The following is a 23,448-nucleotide window of genomic DNA, read 5'->3' as shown; positions in this document are numbered from 1 at the left end:
TAACGCGTTAGTTTACTTTACTTGTCGAGCAGAATGCGAAGCATACGACGCAGCGGCTCTGCCGCACCCCACAGAAGCTGGTCGCCGACCGTGAACGCGGACAGATATTCGCCGCCCATAGCCAGCTTGCGCAGACGGCCGACGGGGACGGTCAGCGTGCCCGTCACGACTGCGGGCGACAAATCGCGGATCGACGCTTCCCGCTCGTTCGGCACGACCTTCACCCAGTCGTTCGCCGATGCGAGGATGCCGTTTACCTCGTCGAGTGGCACGTCCTTCTTCAGCTTGATGGTCAACGCCTGCGAGTGACAGCGCATTGCGCCGATACGCACGCACAGGCCGTCGACGGGAATCGAGCCCGGCTGGCCCATCGCCGGCCTGCCGAGAATCTTGTTGGTTTCGGAACCGCCCTTCCACTCTTCCTTCGACATGCCGTTGCCGAGATCCTTGTCGATCCACGGAATCAGCGAGCCGGCGAGCGGCACGCCAAAGTTGTCGGTCGGCATGCGGTCGCTGTTCATCGCCGACAGCACGCGACGATCGATGTCTAGAATCGCCGACGACGGATCGGCCAGGTCTTCTTTCGCCGAGCCGTATAGCGTGCCCATCTGCTGCAGCAGTTCGCGCATATTCTGCGCGCCCGCACCCGATGCGGCCTGATACGTCATGGCCGTCATCCAGTCGACGAGGTTTTCGCGGAACAGGCCGCCCAGTGCCATCAGCATCAGGCTGACCGTGCAGTTGCCGCCGATGAAATTCTTCTGGCCCTTCACCAGCGCATTCTTGATCACGTCGAGGTTGACGGGATCGAGAATGATGACAGCGTCATCTTTCATGCGCAGCGCCGAGGCCGCGTCGATCCAATAGCCGTCCCAGCCCGCTGCGCGCAGCTTGGGGAACACTTCGTTCGTGTAGTCGCCGCCTTGGCACGAAATGATGGCGTCGCACTTCTTCAGGTCTTCGATGCTTGTCGCATCTTTGAGCTTGGTCTCGTTCTTGGCGAACGACGGCGCATTGCCGCCCGCATTGCTGGTGCTGAAAAACACCGGTTCGATCAGGTCGAAATCGCGTTCTTCCTGCATGCGTTGCATCAGGACGCTGCCGACCATGCCGCGCCAACCTACGAGACCTACGTTCATGACTTCATACCCTTCGAGTGGACACTTCCCCGCATCTTTGCCCGCAGTGACCGCGCGGGGAAGATGAGCGGGCACGACGGACGATCAGCGCTTCGTGATCGTTTTCGGGGTAATCGTTTTGATGGTAATGGCGAGCGCAACTACACGGGCCGTTTTGCCGCGCAGTGTCGAGATCGAGGTGATTTGAGGAATCGTCGCCATCAGCAGAGTCTACACGAAAACCCGTTTTGTGCGGCGCGTGCGCCGCGATTTGCATGAATCAGCCCTCAAACAGGGCCGATTCACGCACGTTTGCTTCTAAATGCCTATTAGAGCGCGGCGATCACGGCGTCGCCCATCGCTTCCGTGCCGACCTGCTTGCAGCCCGGCGTGAGGATGTCACCCGTACGATAGCCCCGCTCCAGCACCTTCTTCACGGCGGTTTCGATGCGGTCTGCCTGTTCTGCCCGGTTCAGCGAATAACGCAGCATCATAGCGGCGGACAGGATCGTGGCGAGCGGATTCGCGATGCCCTTGCCCGCGATATCTGGCGCCGAGCCGTGCGATGGCTCGTACAGACCCTTGTTGTTCTTGTCGAGCGAAGCCGACGGAAGCATGCCGATCGAGCCCGTCAACATGGCCGCTTCGTCGGACAGAATGTCGCCGAACATATTGCCCGTGACGATCACGTCGAACGACTTCGGCGCCTTCACGAGCTGCATCGCCGCGTTGTCGACGTACATGTGCGACAGCTCGACGTCCGCATATTCCTTCGACACATCGATCATGATGTCCTTCCAGAACTGCGACGTTTCGAGCACGTTCGCCTTGTCGACGGACGTCAGCTTCTTGCCGCGCTTTTGCGCCGCCTGAAACGCGACGTGCGCGATGCGGCGGACTTCCGGCTCCGCGTAACGCATCGTATCGAAGCCTTCCTTCGCGCCTTCGAACAGGCCGTCCGGCGCCTGACGCACGCCGCGCGGCTGGCCGAAGTAGATATCGCCGTTCAGTTCGCGCACGATCAGGATGTCCAGGCCCGATACAATTTCAGGCTTCAGCGACGACGCACCCGTCAGCTGCGGATAGCAGATGGCTGGACGGAAGTTCGCGAACAGCTGCAGATGCTTGCGCAGGCCGAGAATGGCCTGCTCCGGGCGCAGCGCTCGTTCGAGCGAATCGTATTTCCAGTCGCCGACGGCACCGAACAGGATCGCGTCCGCTTCCTTGGCGAGCTTGAGCGTGGCTTCCGGCAGCGGATGGCCCGCCGCCTCGTAACCAGCACCGCCGACAGGCGCTTCTTCCAGCTCGAACTTTTCGCCGAGCACGTTCAGAACCTTGACTGCTTCCTTGACGATTTCCTTGCCGATGCCGTCGCCCGGCAACACTGCGATCTTCATGCGTATTCCTTGTTGGTTTCTGTCTGGCTACGTTCACGCGGACGCTTTTGCTTGCAGCACCCGTTTCAGCGCACGAGACGGTTGTTCAGCCACGGCTGCTTCGCGATGCGCTCCGCTTCGTACTGGCGGATCTTGTCCGCGTGACGCAGCGTAAGGCCGATGTCGTCGAAGCCGTTCAGCAGGCAGTATTTGCGGAACGCCGCGACCTCGAACGGATATTCGGTGCCGCCGTCCGTCGTGCGCACGACCTGCTTTTCGAGGTCGACGGTCAGCTGGAAGCCGTTGAACGCGAAGGTTTCGTTGAACAGATGGTCGACCTGCTGTTCCGTCAGCACGATGGGTAGCAAGCCGTTTTTGAAGCAATTGTTGTAGAAGATGTCCGCGAAGCTCGGCGCAATGATCGCGCGGAAACCGTACTGCTGCAGCGCCCAGGGCGCGTGCTCGCGCGAGCTGCCGCAGCCGAAATTCTGGCGCGTCAGCAGGATCGATGCGCCCTGATAGCGGGGCTGGTTCAGCACGAAGTCCGGATTCAGCGGGCGCTTCGAGTTGTCCTGACCCGGCTCGCCGTGATCGAGATAACGCCATTCGTCGAACGCGTTGGGACCGAAGCCCGTGCGCTTGATGGACTTGAGGAACTGCTTCGGGATGATCGCGTCTGTGTCCACGTTTTCGCGATCGAGCGGCGCCACGACGCCGGTATGTACGATGAATTTATCCATGACGCTTTAGCCTGTTCGAAGCCGGACGGCGCGCATTTTGCCAATGACCACGCGGATCACGCACGCCGGCCGGCGAATCAAAAACCGCTTACTTTTTCGCCTCGTTGCTGATTGATCCGCCCAGATGCTGCAGATCTTCGCCAAAGCCATGCACCGTGTTGCAACCCGCGAGGCCGAGCAGCAGCCCGGCAAGCGTCGCGAGGGCGAATCGGCGCAGAAATGCGATGCGATCGATTTTCATGTTGCGGTCATCCCAGCTTGCGAATGTCGACGAAATGCCCTTCGATGGCGGCAGCCGCTGCCATCGCGGGGCTGACGAGGTGCGTGCGTCCGCCCGCGCCCTGACGGCCTTCGAAGTTACGGTTCGAGGTGGACGCGCAACGCTCGCCCGGCTCGAGGCGGTCGGCGTTCATCGCGAGACACATCGAGCAGCCCGGCTCGCGCCATTCGAAGCCCGCTTCCGTGAAGACCTTGTCAAGACCTTCACGCTCGGCCTGCGCCTTCACGAGACCCGAGCCCGGCACGACCATCGCGAGACGGATGTTCGGCGCGACGCGGCGGCCGAGCTTCTTTACGACCCACGCGGCCGCGCGGATGTCTTCGATACGCGCGTTCGTGCATGAGCCGATGAAGATCTTGTCCGGCTTGATCGATTCGATGGGCAGGTTCGGTTCGAGCGCCATGTAATGCAGCGCGCGCTCCATTGCGTCGCGCTTTACGGGATCCTTCTCTTTCTCCGGATCCGGCACGCGACCGTCAATGGACGTGACCATTTCCGGCGACGTGCCCCACGTGACTTGCGGCACGATCTCGGCGGCGTTCAGTTCGACCACGCGGTCGAACTGCGCGTCGGGATCCGACTTGAACTGCTTCCAGTATTCGACGGCCTGATCCCACTCCACGCCCTGCGGCGAGAACGGACGGCCCTTCAGGTATTCGACGGTCGTATCGTCGACAGCGACCATGCCGGCGCGCGCGCCCGCTTCGATCGCCATGTTGCAAACCGTCATGCGGCCTTCCATCGACAGCGCGCGAATGGTCGAACCGCCGAATTCGATGGCATAGCCCGTGCCGCCCGCCGTGCCGATCTTGCCGATGATGGCGAGCACGATGTCCTTCGCAGTGCAGCCGTGCGGCAGCTGGCCTTCGACCTTGACCAGCATGTTTTTGCTCTTCTTTTGCAAGAGCGTCTGAGTGGCCAGCACGTGTTCGACTTCCGACGTACCGATGCCGTGCGCCAGCGCGCCGAACGCACCATGCGTGGACGTGTGCGAGTCGCCGCAGACGATGGTCATGCCCGGCAGCGTCGCGCCCTGCTCTGGCCCGATGATGTGCACGATGCCCTGACGCAGGTCGTTCATCTTGAACTGCGTGATGCCGAACGCGTCGCAATTTGCGTCGAGCGTATCGACCTGCAGCTTCGACACAGGATCAGCGATGCCGTGGCTACGATCCGTGGTCGGCACGTTATGATCCGACACCGCCAGATTCGCGCTGATGCGCCACACGGGGCGCTGGGCCAACTTCAGCCCTTCGAACGCCTGCGGGCTGGTCACTTCATGCAGCAGTTGACGGTCGATGTAGAGAAGAGTCGTGCCGTCTTCTTCCGTGTGGACCACGTGCGTGTTCCACAATTTGTCGTAGAGAGTCTGTGCCATGGTATGCGGGGGTGGTAATGACAACGGGCAGTTCGTGTCCGGTCGATTATGCCACGCAGTTGCCTTTCCGGGCTCACCAGGCGTCGAAAAAACCGATAAAAAACAGTGAGTTGGGTGGTAGTGGCGATACCTGTATCCACACTACCAGAGGTGCATTCCGGGAATTCCGGCCGCTCACATCGTGCAGCGGGAGCCGTGTTCGCGCGGCCGAAACAGAAACACCCCAACGGCGAACCGTTGGGGTGTTTCACTCGATGCGTTTAACGCGAGCATTGAGCGCTGACGCGCCCGTTGCTTAGCGCTGAGCGATCGGCTTTGCTTCGCGCGGCGATTCGCCGATGAACAGTTGACGCGGACGGCCGATTTTCTGCTCGGGGTCGGCGATCATTTCGTTCCACTGCGCAATCCAGCCGACCGTACGTGCCATCGCGAAGATACACGTGAACATGGAGGTCGGGATGCCCAGCGCGCGCTGCACGATGCCCGAGTAGAAGTCGACGTTCGGGTACAGCTTGCGCGATACGAAGTATTCGTCTTCCAGCGCGATCTTTTCCAGCGCCATGGCGAGCTTGAACAGCGGGTCGTCGTGCAGACCCAGTTCGTTCAGCACTTCGTGGCAGGTTTCGCGCATCAGCTTCGCACGCGGGTCATAGTTCTTGTAGACGCGGTGACCGAAGCCCATCAGCTTGACGCCCGAGTTCTTGTCCTTCACCTGCTTGATGAACTCAGGAATGTTGTCAACCGAGCCGATTTCTTCGAGCATGTTCAGCGCGGCTTCGTTCGCACCGCCGTGCGCCGGGCCCCACAGACACGCGATACCGGCAGCGATACACGCGAACGGGTTCGCACCCGACGAACCCGCCAGACGCACCGTCGACGTCGAAGCGTTCTGCTCGTGATCGGCGTGCAGAATGAGGATACGGTCCAGTGCGCGAACCAGCACTTCGTTGACCTGGTACTCTTCGCACGGGTTCGAGAACATCATGCGCATGAAATTCGCGCTGTACGACAGATTGTTCTGCGGATACACGAACGGCTGGCCGATCGAGTACTTGTACGCCATCGCGACCAGCGTCGGCAGCTTCGCGATCATGCGGATCGCCGAAACTTCGCGGTGACGCGGGTTATTGATGTCGAGCGAGTCGTGGTAGAACGCCGACAGCGCGCCGACTGCGGCAACCAGAATCGCCATCGGATGAGCGTCGCGCCGGAAGCCACGGAAGAAGAACTGCATCTGCTCGTGAACCATCGTGTGGTTCGTGACCGTCTTCACGAACTCGTCCTTCTGCGCCTGATTCGGCAGTTCGCCCTTGAGCAGCAGATAGCACGTTTCGAGGAAGTCAGCGTTTTGCGCGAGGTTGTCGATAGGGAAGCCGCGATACAGCAGCTCGCCCTTGTCACCGTCGATGTAGGTGATCGCCGAGTTGCACGACGCCGTCGACATGAAGCCCGGATCGTACGTGAACTTGCCGGTCTGGCCGTACAGCTTACGGATGTCGATCACATCGGGGCCCATCGTGCCCTTGTAGATCGGCATTTCAACGCTCGGCGAGTTGTCGCTGAACGATAGCGTGGCTTTAACATCTGACGGGGTCATAGCACATCCTCAATCGAAGTATGGAAACAGGGTTTCGATAATTGCACGCCTGGATCAAACTGACCTGCGTAACCGTGAGGTCATACGAAATTACACGTTACGCAGCATCTCCAGCACCCGCCTGACATCTGCGTCGGCGAGGTCGCCTTCCGGTTCCTTGCGTGCGAGCAGCAAGTCCATCAGGTCGTTATCGCTCAGTTCGAGCAGGCGCGTGAGCGCGCCCACGTCTGCATCACTGAGGTCATGCTCATATCGGCTGAAAAAACGCTCGAAGATCAGATCGTTTTCCAGCAGGCCGCGCCGCGCACGCCAGCGTAGGCGCGCGCGGCGAAGGGGGTCGGACTGATGCGGTGTATCGCCCATCAGACCGTCCGGCGCACCATCAATTCCTTGATCTTGCCGATCGCCTTCGTCGGATTGAGCCCCTTCGGGCACACGTCGACGCAGTTCATGATCGTATGGCAACGGAACAGACGGTACGGATCTTCCAGATTGTCCAGCCGCTCGCCTGTCGCTTCGTCACGGCTGTCCGCGATGAAACGGTAGGCCTGCAGCAGCCCCGCCGGGCCCACGAACTTGTCCGGATTCCACCAGAAGCTCGGGCACGACGTCGAGCAGCTCGCGCACAGAATGCACTCGTACAGCCCGTCGAGCTCGTCGCGCTCTTCCGGCGACTGCAGACGCTCCTTCTCCGGCGGCGGCGTGTCGTTGATCAGGTACGGCCTGATCGAGTGGTACTGGTTGAAGAACTGCGTGAAGTCGCAGATCAGGTCGCGCACCACGGGCAGCCCCGGCAGCGGACGCAGCACGATCTTCTGCGGCAGCTCGTTCAGGTTCGTCAGACACGCAAGACCGTTCTTGCCGTTGATGTTCATCGCGTCCGAGCCGCACACGCCTTCACGGCACGAGCGACGGAACGACAGCGTCTCGTCCAGTGCCTTGAGCTTCACCAGCGCGTCGAGCAGCATGCGCTCGTGCGAGTCGATCTCGATCTCGTACGTCTGCATGCGCGGTGCGGCGTCCTTGTCCGGGTCGTAGCGGTAGATTTCAAATGTACGCTTGGCCATTTTGTGGGGTCCTTTGACTTGTGCGTGTGCCTTAGAAGGTACGCGCTTTGGGCGGCACCGATTCGACCGTCAGCGGGTTCATGTGCACCGGCTTGTAGTCGAGGCGGTCGCCTTCGCTGTACCACAGCGTATGGCGCAGCCAGTTCTCGTCGTCGCGATGTTCGAAGTCGTTCTGCGCGTGTGCGCCGCGGCTTTCCTTGCGCGCCTCGGCCGACACCATCGTCGCGCGCGCCACTTCGATCAGGTTCTCCACTTCGAGCGCTTCCACGCGCGCCGTGTTGAATACCTTCGACTTGTCCTTCAGGTGGATGTTGCCCACACGGCCGGCCACTTCGCGAATGCGTTCGACGCCTTCGGCCAGCAGCGCCGACGTGCGGAACACGCCCGCATGCTTTTGCATCGTCGAGCGGATGTCGTTCGCGACAACCTGCGCGTACTCGCCCGAGCTCGAGCTGTCGAGCTTCGCCAGACGCGAGAGCGCGAAATCGGCTGCATCGGCCGGCAGCGGCTTGTGTTCCTTGATTTCCTTCACGTGCCTGACGATGTGGTTGCCCGCCGCGCGGCCGAATACCACCAGGTCGAGCAGCGAGTTCGTGCCCAGCCGGTTTGCCCCGTGCACCGACACGCACGAGCATTCGCCCACGGCGTAGAAGCCGTTGATCGGGTCTTCGTGGCCCTTCGCGGTGCCCACGACCTGACCGTGGATGTTCGTCGGAATGCCGCCCATCTGGTAGTGGATGGTCGGAACAACCGGGATCGGCTCCTTGATGCAGTCGACGTTTGCGAACTTCAGCGCGATCTCGCGGATCGACGGCAGACGCTTCATGATCGTCTCCGCGCCGATGTGCGACAGGTCCAGCAGCACGTGGTCCTTGTTCGGGCCCACGCCGCGGCCTTCCTTGATCTCCTGGTCCATCGAGCGCGAGACGAAATCGCGCGGCGCCAGGTCCTTCAGCGTCGGCGCGTAGCGCTCCATGAAGCGCTCGCCGTTCGCGTTGCGCAGAATGCCGCCTTCGCCGCGCACGCCTTCAGTGATCAGCACGCCCGCGCCCGCCACGCCCGTCGGGTGGAACTGCCAGAATTCCATGTCCTCGAGCGGGATGCCCGCGCGTGCGGCCATGCCCAGGCCGTCGCCCGTGTTGATGAACGCATTCGTCGATGCCGCGAAGATGCGGCCCGCGCCGCCCGTGGCGAACAGCGTGGTCTTGCCTTCGAGGATATAGACGTCGCCCGTTTCCATTTCCAGCGCGGTCACCCCGAGCACGTCGCCATCGGCGTCGCGGATCAGGTCCAGCGCCATCCATTCGACGAAGAACGTCGTCTTCGCCGCGACGTTCTGCTGGTACAGCGTGTGCAGCAGCGCGTGGCCGGTCCGGTCAGCGGCAGCGCACGCGCGCTGCACGGGCTTCTCGCCGTAGTTCGCGGTGTGGCCGCCGAACGGGCGCTGGTAGATCGTGCCGTCCGCGTTGCGGTCGAACGGCATGCCGAAGTGTTCCAGTTCGTAGACCGCGTTCGGCGCTTCGCGGCACATGAACTCGATCGCGTCCTGGTCGCCGAGCCAGTCGGAGCCCTTGATCGTGTCGTAGAAGTGGTAGTGCCAGTTGTCTTCGCTCATGTTGCCGAGCGACGCGCCGATGCCGCCCTGCGCCGCGACGGTGTGCGAACGCGTCGGGAACACCTTCGAGAGCACGCACACGGAGAGGCCCGCGCGCGCGAGCTGCAGCGACGCGCGCATGCCCGAGCCGCCCGCGCCGACGATGACCACGTCAAATTTGCGGCGCGGCAGGGAATTCTTGATTGCAACCATTCTTTTACACTCTCCAGAGAATCTGCGCAGCGTAGCCCGCGCACGCGAGCAGCCAGACGATCGTCAGCGCCTGCAGCACCAGCCGCGTGCCCACGGGCTTGATGTAGTCCATCCAGATGTCGCGCACGCCGACCCACGCGTGATAGAAGAGCGACAGCAGCGTGACGAACGTGGCGAGCTTCATCCATTGCGTGGCGAAGATGCCTGCCCAGCCGTCGTAAGAGAATGCCTGCGCGCCGAAGAACCAGCCCAGCAGAATGACGGTGTAGACGGCCATGATGACGGCCGTGATGCGCTGCGCGAGCCAGTCGCGCAGACCGTAGTGCGCGCCCACGACGAGGCGCTTCGAGCCAACCCGGTTATTTGCGGACATGTTTTAGAAAGCTCCGAACAGTTTGAGCGCGAAGGCGATCGTCAGGATCGACGACACGGCGAGCACGACCACCGATGTGCGCTTGCCGCGCTCCTTCGACACCGCGTCGTGGTTCATGTCCATCAGCAGATGGCGCACGCCCGCGCAGAAGTGGAACAGGAACGCCCACCCCAGCACCAGCGTGATCAGCTTGACGATGATGTTCGACAGGAAGCCCTTGAACACCTCGAAGCTCAGTTCCGAGCTCAGGCTCTGGTCGAACAGATAAAGCAGGAATGGAAGGAAGACGAACAGCAGGCCGCCGCTCACGCGGTGGAGAATCGACACGCGCCCCGCCAGCGGGAGACGGTATGCCGTCAATATCTGTCCGATACCGATGTTCCGGAATTCCGGCCTCGGTTTTTTTACGGCTTCTGCCATGCTTGACCCCTACTTTGTAGTCACACTAATCCGCAATTTTAGCGCCATTTCTTTCCGCGCTGCAGCGTAACACTGCTCTGGAAAGCACGCCGCGAAGCGCGCAGCAAGGCACTCGCAAGCGTTGCCGCAAGCCCACGGCACTGCTTCTTCGTTCAACTCAAATCGTTCTGATAGTAATACCCGGTTGTGACATACCAACCCCGGCGCACTTCGACGGGACGGTCACCATAGGTATAGGACACGCGCTCCACGGACAGCAACGGAAATCCCGTCGGCACATGCAGCAGGTCTGCCACAGCCGGGTCCGCGGCCACGGCGCGAATCTTCTCCGACGCGCGGATCATGCGCGTGCCGAACTCCGTCTCGAACATCGCATAGAGCGGGCCTTTGTACTCGGACAGACGCTCGAGCGTCAGCCCTCGAAACACGCCGCCCGGCAGCCAGATTTCATCGAGCACGGTGTCTTCGCCGTCGAACGTCAGAAGACGCTTGATCAGCACGACAGGATCGGCCGGCTTCAGGTCCAGCTGCCGCGCGATTTCCGCCGACGCGCGCAAACGCCGGCATTCCAGCAGCCGGCTAACGTGCGGGTGTTCGGCGCCGTCGTCGGCGAGAAGTCGAAGAAAGCGAAACTGCGCGCGCTCTTCGTTGTGCGTAGCAACAAAGGTGCCCTTGCCCTGGCGGCGCACCAGCAGGTTGTCGGCGGCAAGTTCGTCGATCGCCTTGCGCACGGTGCCCTGACTAACCTTGTAACGCGCGGCTAATTCGACTTCACTGGGAATGATCTCGCCGGGCTTCCATTCGCCCGATTCAAGACTCTGCGTGATGAGCGCCTTGATCTGCTGATAGAGGGGGCTGAAGGTCGGCGATGGCGCCGGCGCAGCGGCGGACGCAGCTTCACCCGCACCGGACGCGCCGGGAGGGTTAGCTGTGCTGGCCGGGTTCGAATTCATGCGCGCATTTCAACACAAAGCGCCTCATGCCGTCCAGATTTTTTGCCGTAATAGTTATGTCTTATATAAGACATAAGATACGGTTGACTTTGTGTCGCCTGACTCCTACACTCCTTGTCGAGCAAGGGTTTGCGGGTTGTGCTGCGCATTTTTGACACCGCTTTGTGTCAACGGCGTGATGCACCGAAAGGCCGCCCTGCATCACGCTGTTCCCTCACGCAGTCCAGGTTTCGCTTCGCCCTGCATTGCCGGCCGCAATGCCCGCCGAAACGCGCTGTTTGCAGGAGCCCGCGCCATGCAGCGGCCCAACGTTGCGTCAATCGTGGCGGCGAAAGCCGTCAGCATCTTTCCGTCCCCGCGCTCGGCAGCACAGATTATCCGGCACGGCGGCTTCGCCGGCTGCGTGTCTTCTGGCCTTCTTCGGACCGCCTGCAGGGCTCGCCCAGCGAATTTGCCGTGCTTAAACCACGCTTCGCGTAACGCGCATATAGAATGGCGTTTTCCCTAGCGTTCAACGCATCGTCCTGGAGATTTCTCAATGGCTAAGCCCGCAAAGCGCGTTGCCGTCACCGGCGCCGCAGGTCAAATCGGTTACTCCCTGCTGTTCCGCATCGCCAATGGCGACATGCTCGGCAAGGATCAGCCGGTCATCCTGCAACTGCTGGACCTGCCGCAGGCGCAAGCCGCCGTCAAAGGCGTCGTGATGGAACTCGAAGACTGCGCGTTCCCGCTGCTCGCGGGTGTCGTGGTCACTGACGATCCCAAGGTCGCATTCAAGGATGCCGACGTCGCGCTGCTGGTCGGCGCACGTCCGCGTTCGAAAGGCATGGAGCGCAAGGACCTGCTGTCGGCCAACGCCGAAATCTTCACGGTGCAAGGCAAGGCGCTGAACGAAGTGGCGAGCCGCGACGTGAAGGTGCTGGTCGTCGGCAACCCGGCAAACACGAACGCCTACATCGCGATGAAGTCGGCACCGGACCTGCCGAAGAAGAACTTCACGGCCATGCTGCGTCTGGACCACAACCGCGCGCTGTCGCAACTGGCTGCCAAGTCGGGCAAGCCGGTTTCGTCGATCGAAAAGCTGGTCGTGTGGGGCAACCACTCGCCCACGATGTACCCCGATTTCCGCGTCGCAACGGCAGAAGGCCAGGATCTGACCAAGCTGATCAACGACGAAGAATGGAACCGCAACACGTTCATCCCGACGGTCGGCAAGCGCGGCGCGGCGATCATCGAAGCGCGCGGCCTGTCGTCGGCGGCTTCGGCGGCTAACGCAGCCATCGACCACGTGCGTGACTGGGTGCTCGGCACGAACGGCAAGTGGGTGACGATGGGCATTCCGTCGGACGGCTCGTATGGCATCCCCGAAGATATCGTCTACGGCGTCGCGGTGACGTGCGAAAACGGCGAGTACAAGCGTGTCGAAGGCCTGCAGATCGACGCGTTCTCGCGCGAGAAGATGGACAACACGCTGAACGAGTTGCTCGAAGAGCGCGACGGCGTTCAGCATCTGCTCGGCTAATCGCCGCATGCAGACCAGCCGGGACTCCGTTGCGACGCGACGGGTTCCGGTTTTTTTACGTGCGATATCGTGCATGACGCCTTGCCTGGCAAGCCGTCATGCAAAAGTTTGCAACTGATCCGAGCGCGTTTTGATTCGACCTGCGATACTTCGCAGCCGGGCATATCAGAACGCGCCCGAATCGGAACTTCCAAACAGTACCCACGCTCCTGACGCCGAGAATGCGCGCATTGACTCCCGCCGAAGTCCTGTTTGACGGCGAAGCGCCGCCCACCGTGCTGCCTGCCTGCGACCATTACGCGGGCAGCGAGAAGCTGATGCTCAAATCGCTCGCGCTGCAGCAGCAGCTCGGGCCCGTCTTCGACATCACGCTCGATTGCGAAGACGGCGCGCAAGTGGGCCGCGAGGCGCAGCATGCCGAACTCGTCGCGTCGCTGCTGGGCGGTGAGCACGACCGCTTCGGCCGCGTCGGCGTGCGGATTCACGATTTCAACCATGCGCACTGGCGCGACGACGTGCGCCTGATCCTGCGCGCCGCGAGACGCGCGCCTGCCTTCATCATGCTGCCGAAAATCCGCAGCGTGCCCGATGCCGCCGAAATGTGCGCGTTCATCGAGGCCACGCGCCGCGAACTCGGCATTGCGAAGCCCGTCCCCGTTCAATTACTGGTCGAAACGCATGGCGCATTGACGCGCGTGTTCGATCTCGCCGCATTGCCCGGCGTCGAGTCGCTGAGCTTCGGCCTGATGGACTTCGTTTCCGCGCACGACGGCGCGATTCCCGGCACGGCCATGCGCTCGCCCGGCCAGTTCGATCACCCGCTCGTGCGGCGCGCGAAGCTCGAGATTTCGGCCGCATGCCATGCGTACGGCAAGGTACCGTCGCACAATGTGTCGACGGAAGTGCGCGACATGGACATCGTCGCGAGCGACGCACTGCGCGCCCGTAACGAGTTTGGCTACACACGCATGTGGAGCATCCACCCGGCGCAGATTCCCGCAATTGTCTCCGCCTTCGCGCCGCGCGACGAAGAGATCGCGACCGCGACGGACATTCTGCTCGCCGCGCAGTCGGCGCAATGGGGGCCGACACGCCACCATGACACGCTGCACGATCGCGCGAGCTACCGCTATTACTGGTCGGTGCTGCGCCGCGCCCGTTCCACGGGCCGCAGCGTGCCCGCCGAAGCCGCGCCGCTGTTCGGTCCGAACGAAGCGTGCGCAACGGGAGAGTCCACACCATGAGCACTGCACATACATCGGCGGGCGCCGCGTTCCGCGCAGCCGTCGCCGCCGAAAAGCCGCTGCAGGTGGTCGGCGCGATCAACGCGAATCACGCGCTGCTCGCCCAGCGCGCGGGCTTCAAGGCGATCTACGTGTCGGGCGGCGGCGTCGCGGCAGGCTCACTCGGTTTGCCCGATCTCGGTATTTCGACGCTCGACGACGTGCTGACCGACGTGCGCCGCATCACCGACGTCTGCGATCTGCCGCTGCTGGTCGATGTGGACACGGGCTTCGGTCCGTCGGCGTTCAACATCGCGCGCACGGTGAAAGCGCTCACGAAAGCCGGCGCGGGCGCCATGCATATCGAAGACCAGGTCGGCGCGAAGCGCTGCGGACATCGGCCGGGCAAGGCGATCGTGTCGCAGGGCGAGATGGTCGACCGCATCAAGGCCGCCGTCGACGCCCGCACCGATCCCGATTTCGTCATCATGGCGCGCACGGACGCGCTTGCCGTCGAAGGCCTGCAATCGGCGATCGACCGCGCGATGGCCTGCGTCGAAGCAGGCGCCGACATGATCTTCCCCGAAGCGATGACAGAACTCCCGATGTACCGGCAGTTCGCGCAGGCCGTGAAGGTGCCCGTGCTCGCCAACATCACCGAGTTTGGCGCGACGCCGCTGTTCACCGTCGAAGAACTGCGCGGCGCGGATGTATCGCTGGTGCTGTATCCGCTGTCGGCGTTCCGCGCGATGAACCGGGCCGCGGAAAACGTCTATTCGGCGATCCGCCGCGACGGCACGCAAAAGGCCGTCGTCGACACGATGCAGACCCGGGAAGAACTGTACGATCGCATCGGCTATCACGCGTACGAGCAAAAACTCGACGCGCTTTTCAGCCAGGGCGCGAAAAACGACAAGCAAGACAAATGAGCGGCAGATCAAGGAGACCCCTGGAATGAGCGATTCGACGCAAGCGGCTGCACCGGACACAACAAGCGGCTTCAAGCCGAAAAAATCCGTCGCGCTGTCGGGCGTGACGGCGGGCAACACGGCCCTGTGCACGGTCGGCAAGACGGGCAACGACCTCCATTACCGCGGCTACGACATTCTCGACATCGCAGGTGCCTGCGAGTTCGAGGAAGTCGCGTATCTGCTCGTGCACGGCAAGCTGCCCAATGTCGCCGAACTCGCTGCGTACAAAACGAAGCTGAAAGCGCTGCGCGGCCTGCCCGCGAACGTGAAGGCCGCGCTCGAATGGATTCCCGCTGCCGCACACCCGATGGACGTGATGCGCACGGGCGTGTCCGTGCTCGGCACGGTGCTGCCCGAGAAGGACGACCACAACCTGCCCGGCGCGCGCGATATCGCCGACAAGCTGATGGCCTCGCTCGGTTCGATGCTGCTGTACTGGTATCACTACTCGCACAACGGCAAGCGCATCGAAGTCGAAACCGACGACGATTCGATCGGCGGCCATTTCCTGCATCTGCTGCATGGCGTCGAGCCGCCGAAGTCGTGGGTCGATGCGATGCACGTGTCGCTCAACCTGTACGCCGAGCACGAATTCAACGCGTCGACGTTCACGGGCCGCGTGATCGCGGGCACGGGTTCGGACATGTATTCGGCCATCACGGGCGCAATCGGCGCGCTGCGCGGGCCGAAACACGGCGGCGCCAACGAGGTCGCGTTCGAGATCCAGTCGCGCTACCAGACACCGGATGAAGCCGAAGCGGACATTCGCCGCCGCGTGGACAACAAGGAAGTCGTGATCGGCTTCGGTCACCCGGTGTACACGATCTCCGATCCGCGCAACAAGGTGATCAAGGAAGTCGCGAAGAAACTGTCGAAGGAACAGTCGAACATGAAGCTGTTCGACATCGCGGAACGCCTCGAAACGGTGATGGCCGACGTCAAGAAGATGTTCCCGAACCTGGACTGGTTCAGCGCCGTGTCGTACCACATGATGGGCGTGCCGACGGCCATGTTCACGCCGCTGTTCGTGATCTCGCGCACCTCCGGCTGGGCCGCGCACATCATCGAGCAACGCATCGACAACAAGATCATTCGCCCGAGCGCGAATTACACAGGACCGGAGAATTTGAAGTTCGCGGCGCTAAATAGGAGAAAATAGCGTCCGCTGTGCGCTCTCGGGGCGCGTGCAGTCCCGGCGGTTGCGACGTCGCAATCGCGCACTGTTTAACTCTTGAAATTAGATAGAAAGGTCTTTCCCATGAAAAAACTGCTGATCGCTACCGTTATTGGCGCTCTGTCTTCGACGCTGCTGGTGACGGCGCCCAGCGCGTTCGCACAATCGTCGTCCACGGCGACCCACGCCAAGCCGAAGGCACCGCAGCCCAAGCGCCTGATCAAGCGCAAGCCGAATCCGGAAAAGGAAGCCAAGGTCGATCCCGTACCGGAAGGCGCGGAAAAGTGGTCGTGCAACGAAGGTCTGTCGTTCGACATGAAGGGCGACATGAAGCGCGACCAGATCGTCACGGTCCACTGGGGCAGCAAGAACTACAACCTGCCGCGTGAAGCCACGACGACGGGCGCAGACCGTTTCCACGACGCGGCCAGCGGCATGGACCTCGTCGTGATCCCGACCAAGGCCATGCTGTTCTCGGACAAGGACAGCTCGCGCCTGGCCGACGAGTGCAAGACGGCGGCCATGTCGCAAGGCGCACCGGCGCCGACGCAGTCGAACGCTATCAACAAGGCTCAGTAACACGGAGCTGACGGGATAACCTCGATGTCCGCACCGATCTCCAATGTCCGGCCCGCTCCGGACACAGTGCTGGTCGATATCGTCGACTACGTGCTGAATCACAGGCTCGAGAGCGATGTCGCGCTGGAGACGGCGCGCAACTGCCTGATCGATACGCTCGGTTGCGGACTCGAGGCCTTGTCCTACCCTGCCTGCACCAAGCTGATGGGACCGATCGTGCAGGGCACGATCGTCCCGAACGGCGCCAGGGTGCCGGGCACGTCGTTCCAGCTGGATCCCGTGCAAGCCGCGTTCAACATCGGCGCGATGATCCGCTGGCTCGACTTCAACGACACCTGGCTCGCAGCCGAATGGGGCCATCCGTCGGACAACCTCGGCGGTATTCTCGCGACGGCCGACTGGCTCTCGCGCACCGCCGTCGCCAACGGCAGGAAGCCGCTGGTCATGAAAGACGTCCTGATCGGCATGATCAAGGCGCACGAAATTCAAGGCTGCATCGCGCTCGAAAACTCGTTCAACAAGGTCGGCCTGGACCATGTGCTGCTCGTGAAGCTGGCGTCAACGGCCGTCGTCGGGCAGATGCTCGGCCTGACGCGCGATGAGCTGATTAACGCAGTCTCGCAAGCGTTTGTCGATGGACATGCGCTGCGCACCTACCGCCATGCGCCGAACACGGGCTCGCGCAAGTCCTGGGCAGCCGGCGATGCAACATCGCGCGCGGTGCGTCTCGCGCTGATCGCGAAGACGGGAGAAATGGGCTACCCGTCGGTGCTGACGGCGAAGACGTGGGGCTTCTACGACGTGCTGTTCAAAGGACAGCCGTTCCGCTTCCAGCGGCCGTACGGTTCGTATGTGATGGAAAACGTGCTGTTCAAGATCTCGTTTCCCGCTGAATTCCACGCGCAGACGGCTGCCGAAGCGGCGATGACGCTGCACGAACAGCTGCGCGAGAGCGGCAAGCGCGTCGAAGACATCGCGAAGATCACCATCCGCACGCACGAAGCCGCCATCCGCATCATCGACAAGAAAGGCCCGTTGAACAATCCCGCCGACCGCGATCACTGCATCCAGTACATGATCGCCGTGCCGCTGATTTTCGGGCGCCTCACTGCGGCGGATTACGAAGACGAGGTCGCGCGCGATCCGCGCATCGACTCGTTGCGCGCGAAGATGCAATGCGTGGAAGACCCGCAATTCACGAAGGACTATTACGATCCGGACAAGCGCTCGATAGCCAATGCGCTGACGGTCGAGTTCGCCGACGGTTCGACGTTCGACGAAGTGGTTGTCGAGTATCCGCTCGGTCACATGCGTCGCCGCGCCGAGGGCATCCCGCTGCTGGTGGAGAAGTTCAGGACGAATCTCGCGCGGCGCTTTCCGGCAAAGCAGCAACAGGCGATTCTCGATGTGTCGCTGGACCGGGCAAAGCTGGAAGCGATGCCGGTCAATGAATACGTCGATCTGTACGTTATTTGAGTTAAGAAGCGTAGCAACGTCATTTCCTCGAAAACCCCAGGAAAATTATCATGGCCCACAACCTCCACAAAACGCTCAAGGAATTCGACAGCGGTTCCGGCAAAGGCAAGTTCTATTCGCTGCCGCAGCTCGGCAAGGCACTGAACGTGAAGATCGACCGTCTGCCGGTTTCGATCCGCCTCGTGCTGGAATCGGTGCTGCGTAACTACGACGGCAAGAAGATCTCGGAAGAGCACATCGAACAGCTCGCGAACTGGAAGCCGACGGCAGCCCGCGTCGATGAGATTCCGTTCGTCGTGGCGCGCGTGGTGCTGCAGGACTTCACGGGCGTGCCGCTGCTGGCCGACATCGCAGCCATGCGCGGCGTCGCGCAGCGCGCGGGCAAAAACCCGAAGTCGATCGAGCCGCTGGTTCCCGTGGATCTCGTGGTCGACCACTCGGTGCAGATCGACCACTTCCGCGAAAAGGGCGCGCTGGATCTGAACATGAAGCTGGAATTCCAGCGCAACAACGAGCGCTACCAGTTCATGAAGTGGGGCATGCAGGCGTTCGACACGTTCAAGGTGGTGCCCCCGGGCGTCGGCATCGTTCACCAGGTGAACCTCGAATACCTCGCACGCGGCGTGCACAAGAAGGCTGAGAACGGCGACACGGTGTATTACCCGGACACGCTGGTCGGCACGGACAGCCACACCACGATGATCAACGGCATCGGCGTGGTCGGCTGGGGCGTAGGCGGCATCGAAGCGGAAGCGGGCATGCTGGGCCAGCCGGTGTACTTCCTGACTCCGGACGTGGTCGGTGTGCATCTGAAGGGCAAGCTGCGCGAAGGCGTGACGGCAACGGACCTGGTCCTGACCATCACCGAGCTGCTGCGCAAGGAAAAGGTAGTCGGCAAGTTCGTCGAGTTCTTCGGCGAAGGCACGCGCTCGCTGTCGCTGCCGGACCGCGCGACGATCGGCAACATGGCGCCGGAATACGGCGCGACGATGGGCTTCTTCCCCGTCGACGAAAAGACGATCGACTACTTCAAGGGCACGGGCCGCACGGACGCCGAAATCTCTGCCTTCGAAAACTACTTCAAGGCGCAGGATCTGTTCGGCATTCCCGACGCTGGCGACATCGACTACACGAAGGTCGTCACGCTCGATCTGGGCACGGTGGCGCCGTCGCTGGCCGGTCCGAAGCGTCCGCAAGACCGCATCGAGATCACCCACGTCAAATCGACCTTCGTCGACCTGTTCTCGAAGCCCGTCAACGAAAACGGCTTCGCGAAGAAGGCTGCCGATCTCGACACGCAATACACGACGAGCAACGGCGTCAACGTAAAGAACGGCGACATCCTGATCGCCGCGATCACGTCGTGCACGAACACGTCGAACCCGAGCGTGCTGCTAGCTGCCGGCCTGCTGGCGAAGAAGGCTGTCGAAGCCGGTCTGGAAGTCGCGCCGCACATCAAGACGTCGCTGGCGCCGGGGTCGCGCATCGTCACCGAATACCTGACGAAGACGGGCCTGCTGCCGTACCTCGACAAGCTAGGCTTCACGCTCGCCGCATACGGCTGCACGACCTGTATCGGCAACGCGGGCGACCTGACGCCGGAACTGAACGAAGCGATCACGAAGAACGACATCGTTGCGGCAGCCGTGCTGTCGGGCAACCGTAACTTCGAAGCGCGCATCCACCCGAACATCCGCGCGAACTTCCTGGCCTCGCCGCCGCTGGTCGTCGCTTACGCGATCGCTGGCACCATCACGCGCGACCTGATGACGGAGCCCGTCGGCAAGGGCAAGGGCGGCCGCGACATCTATCTCGGCGACATCTGGCCGTCGAGCGAAGAAGTCAACGCGCTGCTCAAGTTCGCGCTGGACGCCGACGCGTTCCGCACGAACTACTCGCAGCTCACGAAGAAGGGCGACCTGTGGAGCAAGATCGAAGGGGAAGAAGGCCAGGTGTACGACTGGCCCAAGTCGACCTACATCGCCGAGCCGCCGTTCTTCGGCACGGACTTCTCGATGCAGCCGGCTTCGAGCATCGCCGCCGTGAAGGGCGCCCGTGCACTGGGGATCTTCGGTGATTCCGTCACGACCGACCACATCAGCCCGGCAGGCTCGATCAAGGAAGATTCGCCCGCAGGCAAGTGGTTGAAGGAAAACGGCGTGCAGAAGGCCGACTTCAACAGCTACGGCTCGCGCCGCGGCAACCACGACGTGATGATGCGCGGCACGTTCGCGAACGTCCGCATCAAGAACCTGATGATCCCGCCGAAGGAAGACGGCACGCGCGTCGAAGGCGGCCTGACCATTCACCAGCCGAGCGGCGAGCAGATGTCGATCTACGACGCAGCGATGAAGTACATCGATGCCGGCACGCAGACAGTCATCTTCGCGGGCGAAGAGTACGGCACGGGCTCGTCGCGCGACTGGGCAGCGAAGGGCACGCAACTGCTGGGCGTGAAGGCAGTCGTCGCACGCAGCTTCGAGCGCATTCACCGTTCGAACCTGGTCGGCATGGGCGTTCTGCCGCTGCAGTTCAAGGGCTCGGACAGCATCCAGTCGCTGAACATCACGGGCGAAGAAACGTACGACATCGAAGGTCTCGGCGACGACTTCAAGCCGCAGCAGGAAGTCACGCTGGTGATCCATCGCAAGGACGGTTCGGAGCAACGCGTGCAGCTGCTGCTGCGCATCGACACGCCGATCGAAGTCGACTACTACAAGCACGGCGGTATCCTGCCGTTTGTGCTGCGCTCGCTGCTCGCGGCGTAAGTCATCGCTTTGCAGGTGCTGCGTTCTCTGCGAGGACGCAGTAACTTTTAGAAGCCCGGTCATGCCGGGCTTTTTTTTCGTTCAATGCCGATAGGCCGCGAGTCGTTGCATCACCCGCTTCACATACTTCTGCGTCTGCGCATACGGCGGGATGGCGCCGCCATATTTGCGCACTGCGCCTTCCCCGGCGTTGTATGCCGCGAGCGCCAGCGACACATCGCCAAACGTGGCGATGTGCGTATCGAGCAAACGCACGCCCGCCAGGACGTTTTGATAAGGATCGAACAGATCGTTTACGCCTTGCAGCATGCCGGTTTGCGGCATTAGTTGCATCAAGCCTCTTGCGCCTTTCAGCGACACGGCCAAAGGGTTCCCGCCCGATTCGACATCGATGACGGCCATCACGAGCGCATGATCGACGCCGATGCGCTTCGCAATCTGCTCGACCAGCGAGGTCCATGCGAGCACTTTCGAAAGCGCGGCACGCGTATCGCCATGAGGCTCGCCGAACTCGACGATAAGCGGCTGATCGATCGCATGGTTCGCATCGGCATCATGCGTGCCACCGACCCACATCTCGACCCGCTCGCCCGCCAGGGCTTCGCAAACACAATTGCCCGCGCCGCACGCGATCATCGCGGCAAACACGAAACGACGCATCGGCATTACCGCGGCGTCGCAGTAAGAACATCATTCGCCGCCTCCGCTCGAAACGGCGACTGCATCCGCACGATCGCGTCCGACTCTAGCGCAACCGGCCAACGCTGGCTCCTTGACCCATCGACGAGCGTCGTTTTGCACAGCCTGTCGGGCCGCCGCGGCGAGCCATACGGATCGACATTCGCATCCGCCGGCTCGCGCGTGAACATGCCATTCGCGGCGATATTGCCGATCGCATTGACTGCGTAGTAGAGAATCTTGTTAGCCAATGGCACGACGAGGTCGAAGCAATAATGCACCCGCACCTTCAGCAGATTCGCGTCCTGCACATTCACGTCCGATTCCGGTCCGTGCGCCGTGTCGCGATACATCAGCGTGTCATTGGGAATCTCATCGTGCGTGACGCCTTCGTCGGGGTAGAAGCGCGGACGAGCGAAGTCGCGCATCATCGCGGCCGTCGGGCTGACGATCGCAATCGTCGACGCCCCGGACACTGCACGACGCGCGGCAAGCTGCGCAGACTGCACGCCCGCCGCATCCGCGCGGCGTGCATACAGCGGCGCAAGTCCACGCGCGAGCCCCGCGCGCATCGCTTCCATCGAGCCGTGCTTGACAGATCCTTCGCGCACCGCTTCGAGTGCAGCGACATCGAGTGTCGACTTCGCCTGATACAGCAGTACCAACTGCAGCGTCACGAGGCCGAAGAACAACAGCAGCGGTGCGACCACGAGAAACTCCGTCATGCCCTGCCCCGTCATGCGACGCTTGCTCGAACCTGGCACCTTCACGACGATGCGCTCCATTCCAGCATGTCGCCCACCTCGATGCACCACGCTTGCGCCGCATGTGCGCGCATTTCCAGCGTGCTGCGCGCCCGCCAGCAAACGAGCATACGCGCGCGCGCTACGTTGTAATGAACGGACAGCACGCACCCGCGTCTGTCGATAAAGACCACATCGATCGGAAAGCGCATGCCGAACGTATGCACGGCATTGCACGCTTCGAGCCATAGCGCACGATCCGTGTCGAGGCCCGCACGTCCCAGCAATCCGCGCATGCGCTCGAATGGCGTATTGGCAACTTCGACTTTCACGCCGCGCCTCTCGCCGCGATGAATCAGATGCGCGTGCTTCATAACAGGCCCTCTTGCATGAACTTCATCGCAATCGGGAAGCCGAGCACGATGAACGTCACCGGAAAGATGAATACGAGCAACGGGAACAGCAGTTTGACGGGGGCTTCCATCGCCTGCTTCTCTGCTCGCTGGAAGCGTTCCGCGCGCCGCTGCTCGGACTGGAAGCGCAACGTCTTCGCGAGCCCCGAACCCATTCTTTCCGCTTGCGCGATCGTGCGAACCAGGTTCGACACTTCGCCGATCTGCTGCCGTTCGTCGAAACGCCGCAACGCATCGCCACGCTTCAAGCCTGATTTCAGATCGCGCAGCACGTGCTCGAATTCGCGTCGCAACGGCCCGTCCGGGCCTTTTTCGACGGCCTTTTGAATGGCGCCGTTGACGTTGAGTCCTGCTTCGACGGCGAGCGTCAAGAAGTCCAGATAAATCGGCAACTGGCGCAGCACCGTGGCGACGTAACGCCGTCGCACGTCGCGCATCCAGATGCGCGGATAGAAATAACCGACGCACATCGCGAAACACAGAGCGGCCGCCGAGAACAGGCCGCTCGCGAGCATCACAGTCAATGCGATCAGTGCGGCGCCAAATGACGACACCATCGACAATGCCAGAAACTGCCGCGCGTTCATCAGGAAATTGAGCGACGTGAGACGCAGTTGCGCGTCGGTACGCGCGATGAATCGCTCGCCGAACCATCCAGCGCTGTAATGCGCGGCAAAATTGACGGTGGGCCAGATGAAGCGCAGCAGCGGCGGCAACGCATCGAGCCATGTTCGATCTTCGTTCGGCACATTGCGCATCAGGCGCCGCGCCGCATACAGCGCGAGCATGCAC

23 protein-coding genes are annotated in these 23,448 nt (G+C 62.1%); 7 read left to right on the top strand and 16 right to left on the bottom strand.

Annotated elements, in window-relative coordinates; all coding sequences use genetic code 11:
- Positions 1-17 precede the first annotated feature (17 nt).
- The 12 genes from asd to BPHY_RS21925 form a co-directional block, all read right to left on the bottom strand.
- On the bottom strand, positions 18-1,139 hold the full coding sequence (gene asd, locus BPHY_RS21980) for an aspartate-semialdehyde dehydrogenase (protein WP_012403658.1): 1,122 nt from the start codon (positions 1,137-1,139) through the stop codon (positions 18-20).
- 308 nt (positions 1,140-1,447) lie between these two features.
- Positions 1,448-2,515, bottom strand: coding sequence for a 3-isopropylmalate dehydrogenase (gene leuB / locus BPHY_RS21975; protein WP_012403657.1), 1,068 nt, complete (start codon positions 2,513-2,515; stop codon positions 1,448-1,450).
- Positions 2,516-2,580: 65 nt separating this feature from the next.
- Entirely contained in the window at positions 2,581-3,234 is a 654-nt protein-coding gene (leuD, locus tag BPHY_RS21970) for a 3-isopropylmalate dehydratase small subunit (protein ID WP_012403656.1), read from the bottom strand.
- A gap of 88 nt (positions 3,235-3,322) precedes the next feature.
- On the bottom strand, positions 3,323-3,475 hold the full coding sequence (locus BPHY_RS21965; RefSeq protein WP_041764526.1) for an entericidin A/B family lipoprotein: 153 nt from the start codon (positions 3,473-3,475) through the stop codon (positions 3,323-3,325).
- 7 nt (positions 3,476-3,482) lie between these two features.
- Complete coding sequence (gene leuC, locus BPHY_RS21960; protein ID WP_012403655.1) at positions 3,483-4,892, bottom strand: 3-isopropylmalate dehydratase large subunit; 1,410 nt, start codon at positions 4,890-4,892, stop codon at positions 3,483-3,485.
- Positions 4,893-5,187: 295 nt separating this feature from the next.
- On the bottom strand, positions 5,188-6,489 hold the full coding sequence (gltA, locus tag BPHY_RS21955) for a citrate synthase (protein ID WP_012403654.1): 1,302 nt from the start codon (positions 6,487-6,489) through the stop codon (positions 5,188-5,190).
- Between the two features lie 90 nt (positions 6,490-6,579).
- Positions 6,580-6,852 (bottom strand): FAD assembly factor SdhE, encoded by a 273-nt coding sequence (locus BPHY_RS21950; RefSeq protein ID WP_012403653.1) that lies wholly within the window; start codon positions 6,850-6,852, stop codon positions 6,580-6,582.
- Positions 6,852-7,556, bottom strand: a complete 705-nt coding sequence (locus BPHY_RS21945; RefSeq protein WP_012403652.1) for a succinate dehydrogenase iron-sulfur subunit — start codon at positions 7,554-7,556, stop codon at positions 6,852-6,854. Before BPHY_RS21945 ends, BPHY_RS21950 begins: the two co-directional genes overlap by 1 nt.
- A 31-nt stretch (positions 7,557-7,587) precedes the next feature.
- A complete protein-coding gene (gene sdhA / locus BPHY_RS21940) occupies positions 7,588-9,363 on the bottom strand; it encodes a succinate dehydrogenase flavoprotein subunit (protein ID WP_012403651.1) in 1,776 nt (591 codons plus the stop codon).
- 4 nt (positions 9,364-9,367) lie between these two features.
- On the bottom strand, positions 9,368-9,736 hold the full coding sequence (gene sdhD, locus BPHY_RS21935) for a succinate dehydrogenase, hydrophobic membrane anchor protein (protein ID WP_012403650.1): 369 nt from the start codon (positions 9,734-9,736) through the stop codon (positions 9,368-9,370).
- Positions 9,737-9,739: 3 nt separating this feature from the next.
- Positions 9,740-10,156: a succinate dehydrogenase, cytochrome b556 subunit gene (sdhC, locus tag BPHY_RS21930; protein WP_012403649.1), complete on the bottom strand. Its 417-nt coding sequence runs from the start codon at positions 10,154-10,156 to the stop codon at positions 9,740-9,742.
- Positions 10,157-10,308: 152 nt separating this feature from the next.
- Entirely contained in the window at positions 10,309-11,109 is an 801-nt protein-coding gene (locus BPHY_RS21925) for a GntR family transcriptional regulator (RefSeq protein ID WP_012403648.1), read from the bottom strand.
- A gap of 538 nt (positions 11,110-11,647) precedes the next feature.
- Here BPHY_RS21925 and BPHY_RS21920 point away from each other — a divergent pair.
- From BPHY_RS21920 to acnA, 7 genes are all read left to right on the top strand, one after another.
- Positions 11,648-12,631, top strand: coding sequence for a malate dehydrogenase (locus BPHY_RS21920; protein ID WP_012403646.1), 984 nt, complete (start codon positions 11,648-11,650; stop codon positions 12,629-12,631).
- A gap of 221 nt (positions 12,632-12,852) precedes the next feature.
- Entirely contained in the window at positions 12,853-13,875 is a 1,023-nt protein-coding gene (locus BPHY_RS21915) for an HpcH/HpaI aldolase/citrate lyase family protein (RefSeq protein ID WP_012403645.1), read from the top strand.
- Positions 13,872-14,783 (top strand): methylisocitrate lyase, encoded by a 912-nt coding sequence (prpB, locus tag BPHY_RS21910; protein WP_012403644.1) that lies wholly within the window; start codon positions 13,872-13,874, stop codon positions 14,781-14,783. Before BPHY_RS21915 ends, prpB begins: the two co-directional genes overlap by 4 nt.
- 25 nt (positions 14,784-14,808) lie before the next feature.
- Positions 14,809-15,984 (top strand): bifunctional 2-methylcitrate synthase/citrate synthase, encoded by a 1,176-nt coding sequence (prpC, locus tag BPHY_RS21905; protein ID WP_012403643.1) that lies wholly within the window; start codon positions 14,809-14,811, stop codon positions 15,982-15,984.
- A 99-nt stretch (positions 15,985-16,083) separates the two neighbouring features.
- Complete coding sequence (locus BPHY_RS21900) at positions 16,084-16,578, top strand: hypothetical protein (protein WP_012403642.1); 495 nt, start codon at positions 16,084-16,086, stop codon at positions 16,576-16,578.
- A 24-nt stretch (positions 16,579-16,602) separates the two neighbouring features.
- Entirely contained in the window at positions 16,603-18,054 is a 1,452-nt protein-coding gene (locus BPHY_RS21895) for a bifunctional 2-methylcitrate dehydratase/aconitate hydratase (RefSeq protein WP_012403641.1), read from the top strand.
- Positions 18,055-18,104: 50 nt separating this feature from the next.
- Positions 18,105-20,822, top strand: coding sequence for an aconitate hydratase AcnA (gene acnA / locus BPHY_RS21890; RefSeq protein ID WP_012403640.1), 2,718 nt, complete (start codon positions 18,105-18,107; stop codon positions 20,820-20,822).
- Between the two features lie 81 nt (positions 20,823-20,903).
- Here the strand turns inward: acnA and BPHY_RS21885 are convergent, their stop codons facing one another.
- Genes BPHY_RS21885 through BPHY_RS21870 form a run of 4 tightly spaced genes read right to left on the bottom strand, consistent with a single transcriptional unit; the run spans position 20,904 to position 23,444 of the window.
- Positions 20,904-21,482 carry a lytic transglycosylase domain-containing protein gene (locus BPHY_RS21885; RefSeq protein ID WP_244257619.1) on the bottom strand — a complete coding sequence of 193 codons (579 nt, stop codon included), beginning with the start codon at positions 21,480-21,482 and terminating at the stop codon, positions 20,904-20,906.
- A 5-nt stretch (positions 21,483-21,487) separates the two neighbouring features.
- Positions 21,488-22,285, bottom strand: a complete 798-nt coding sequence (locus BPHY_RS21880; RefSeq protein WP_041764523.1) for a TadE family protein — start codon at positions 22,283-22,285, stop codon at positions 21,488-21,490.
- Positions 22,267-22,617 carry a DUF192 domain-containing protein gene (locus BPHY_RS21875; protein ID WP_012403637.1) on the bottom strand — a complete coding sequence of 117 codons (351 nt, stop codon included), beginning with the start codon at positions 22,615-22,617 and terminating at the stop codon, positions 22,267-22,269. Before BPHY_RS21875 ends, BPHY_RS21880 begins: the two co-directional genes overlap by 19 nt.
- Positions 22,614-23,444 carry a type II secretion system F family protein gene (locus BPHY_RS21870; RefSeq protein ID WP_052306174.1) on the bottom strand — a complete coding sequence of 277 codons (831 nt, stop codon included), beginning with the start codon at positions 23,442-23,444 and terminating at the stop codon, positions 22,614-22,616. The genes BPHY_RS21875 and BPHY_RS21870 overlap by 4 nt, the downstream gene beginning before the upstream one ends.
- Positions 23,445-23,448: the final 4 nt, after the last annotated feature.

The sequence above is a fragment of the Paraburkholderia phymatum STM815 genome, assembly GCF_000020045.1.
Taxonomy (GTDB): domain Bacteria; phylum Pseudomonadota; class Gammaproteobacteria; order Burkholderiales; family Burkholderiaceae; genus Paraburkholderia; species Paraburkholderia phymatum.
The sequence above is the reverse complement of the archived record's forward strand: the minus strand, read 5'-3'. Positions and strand labels throughout refer to the sequence as shown.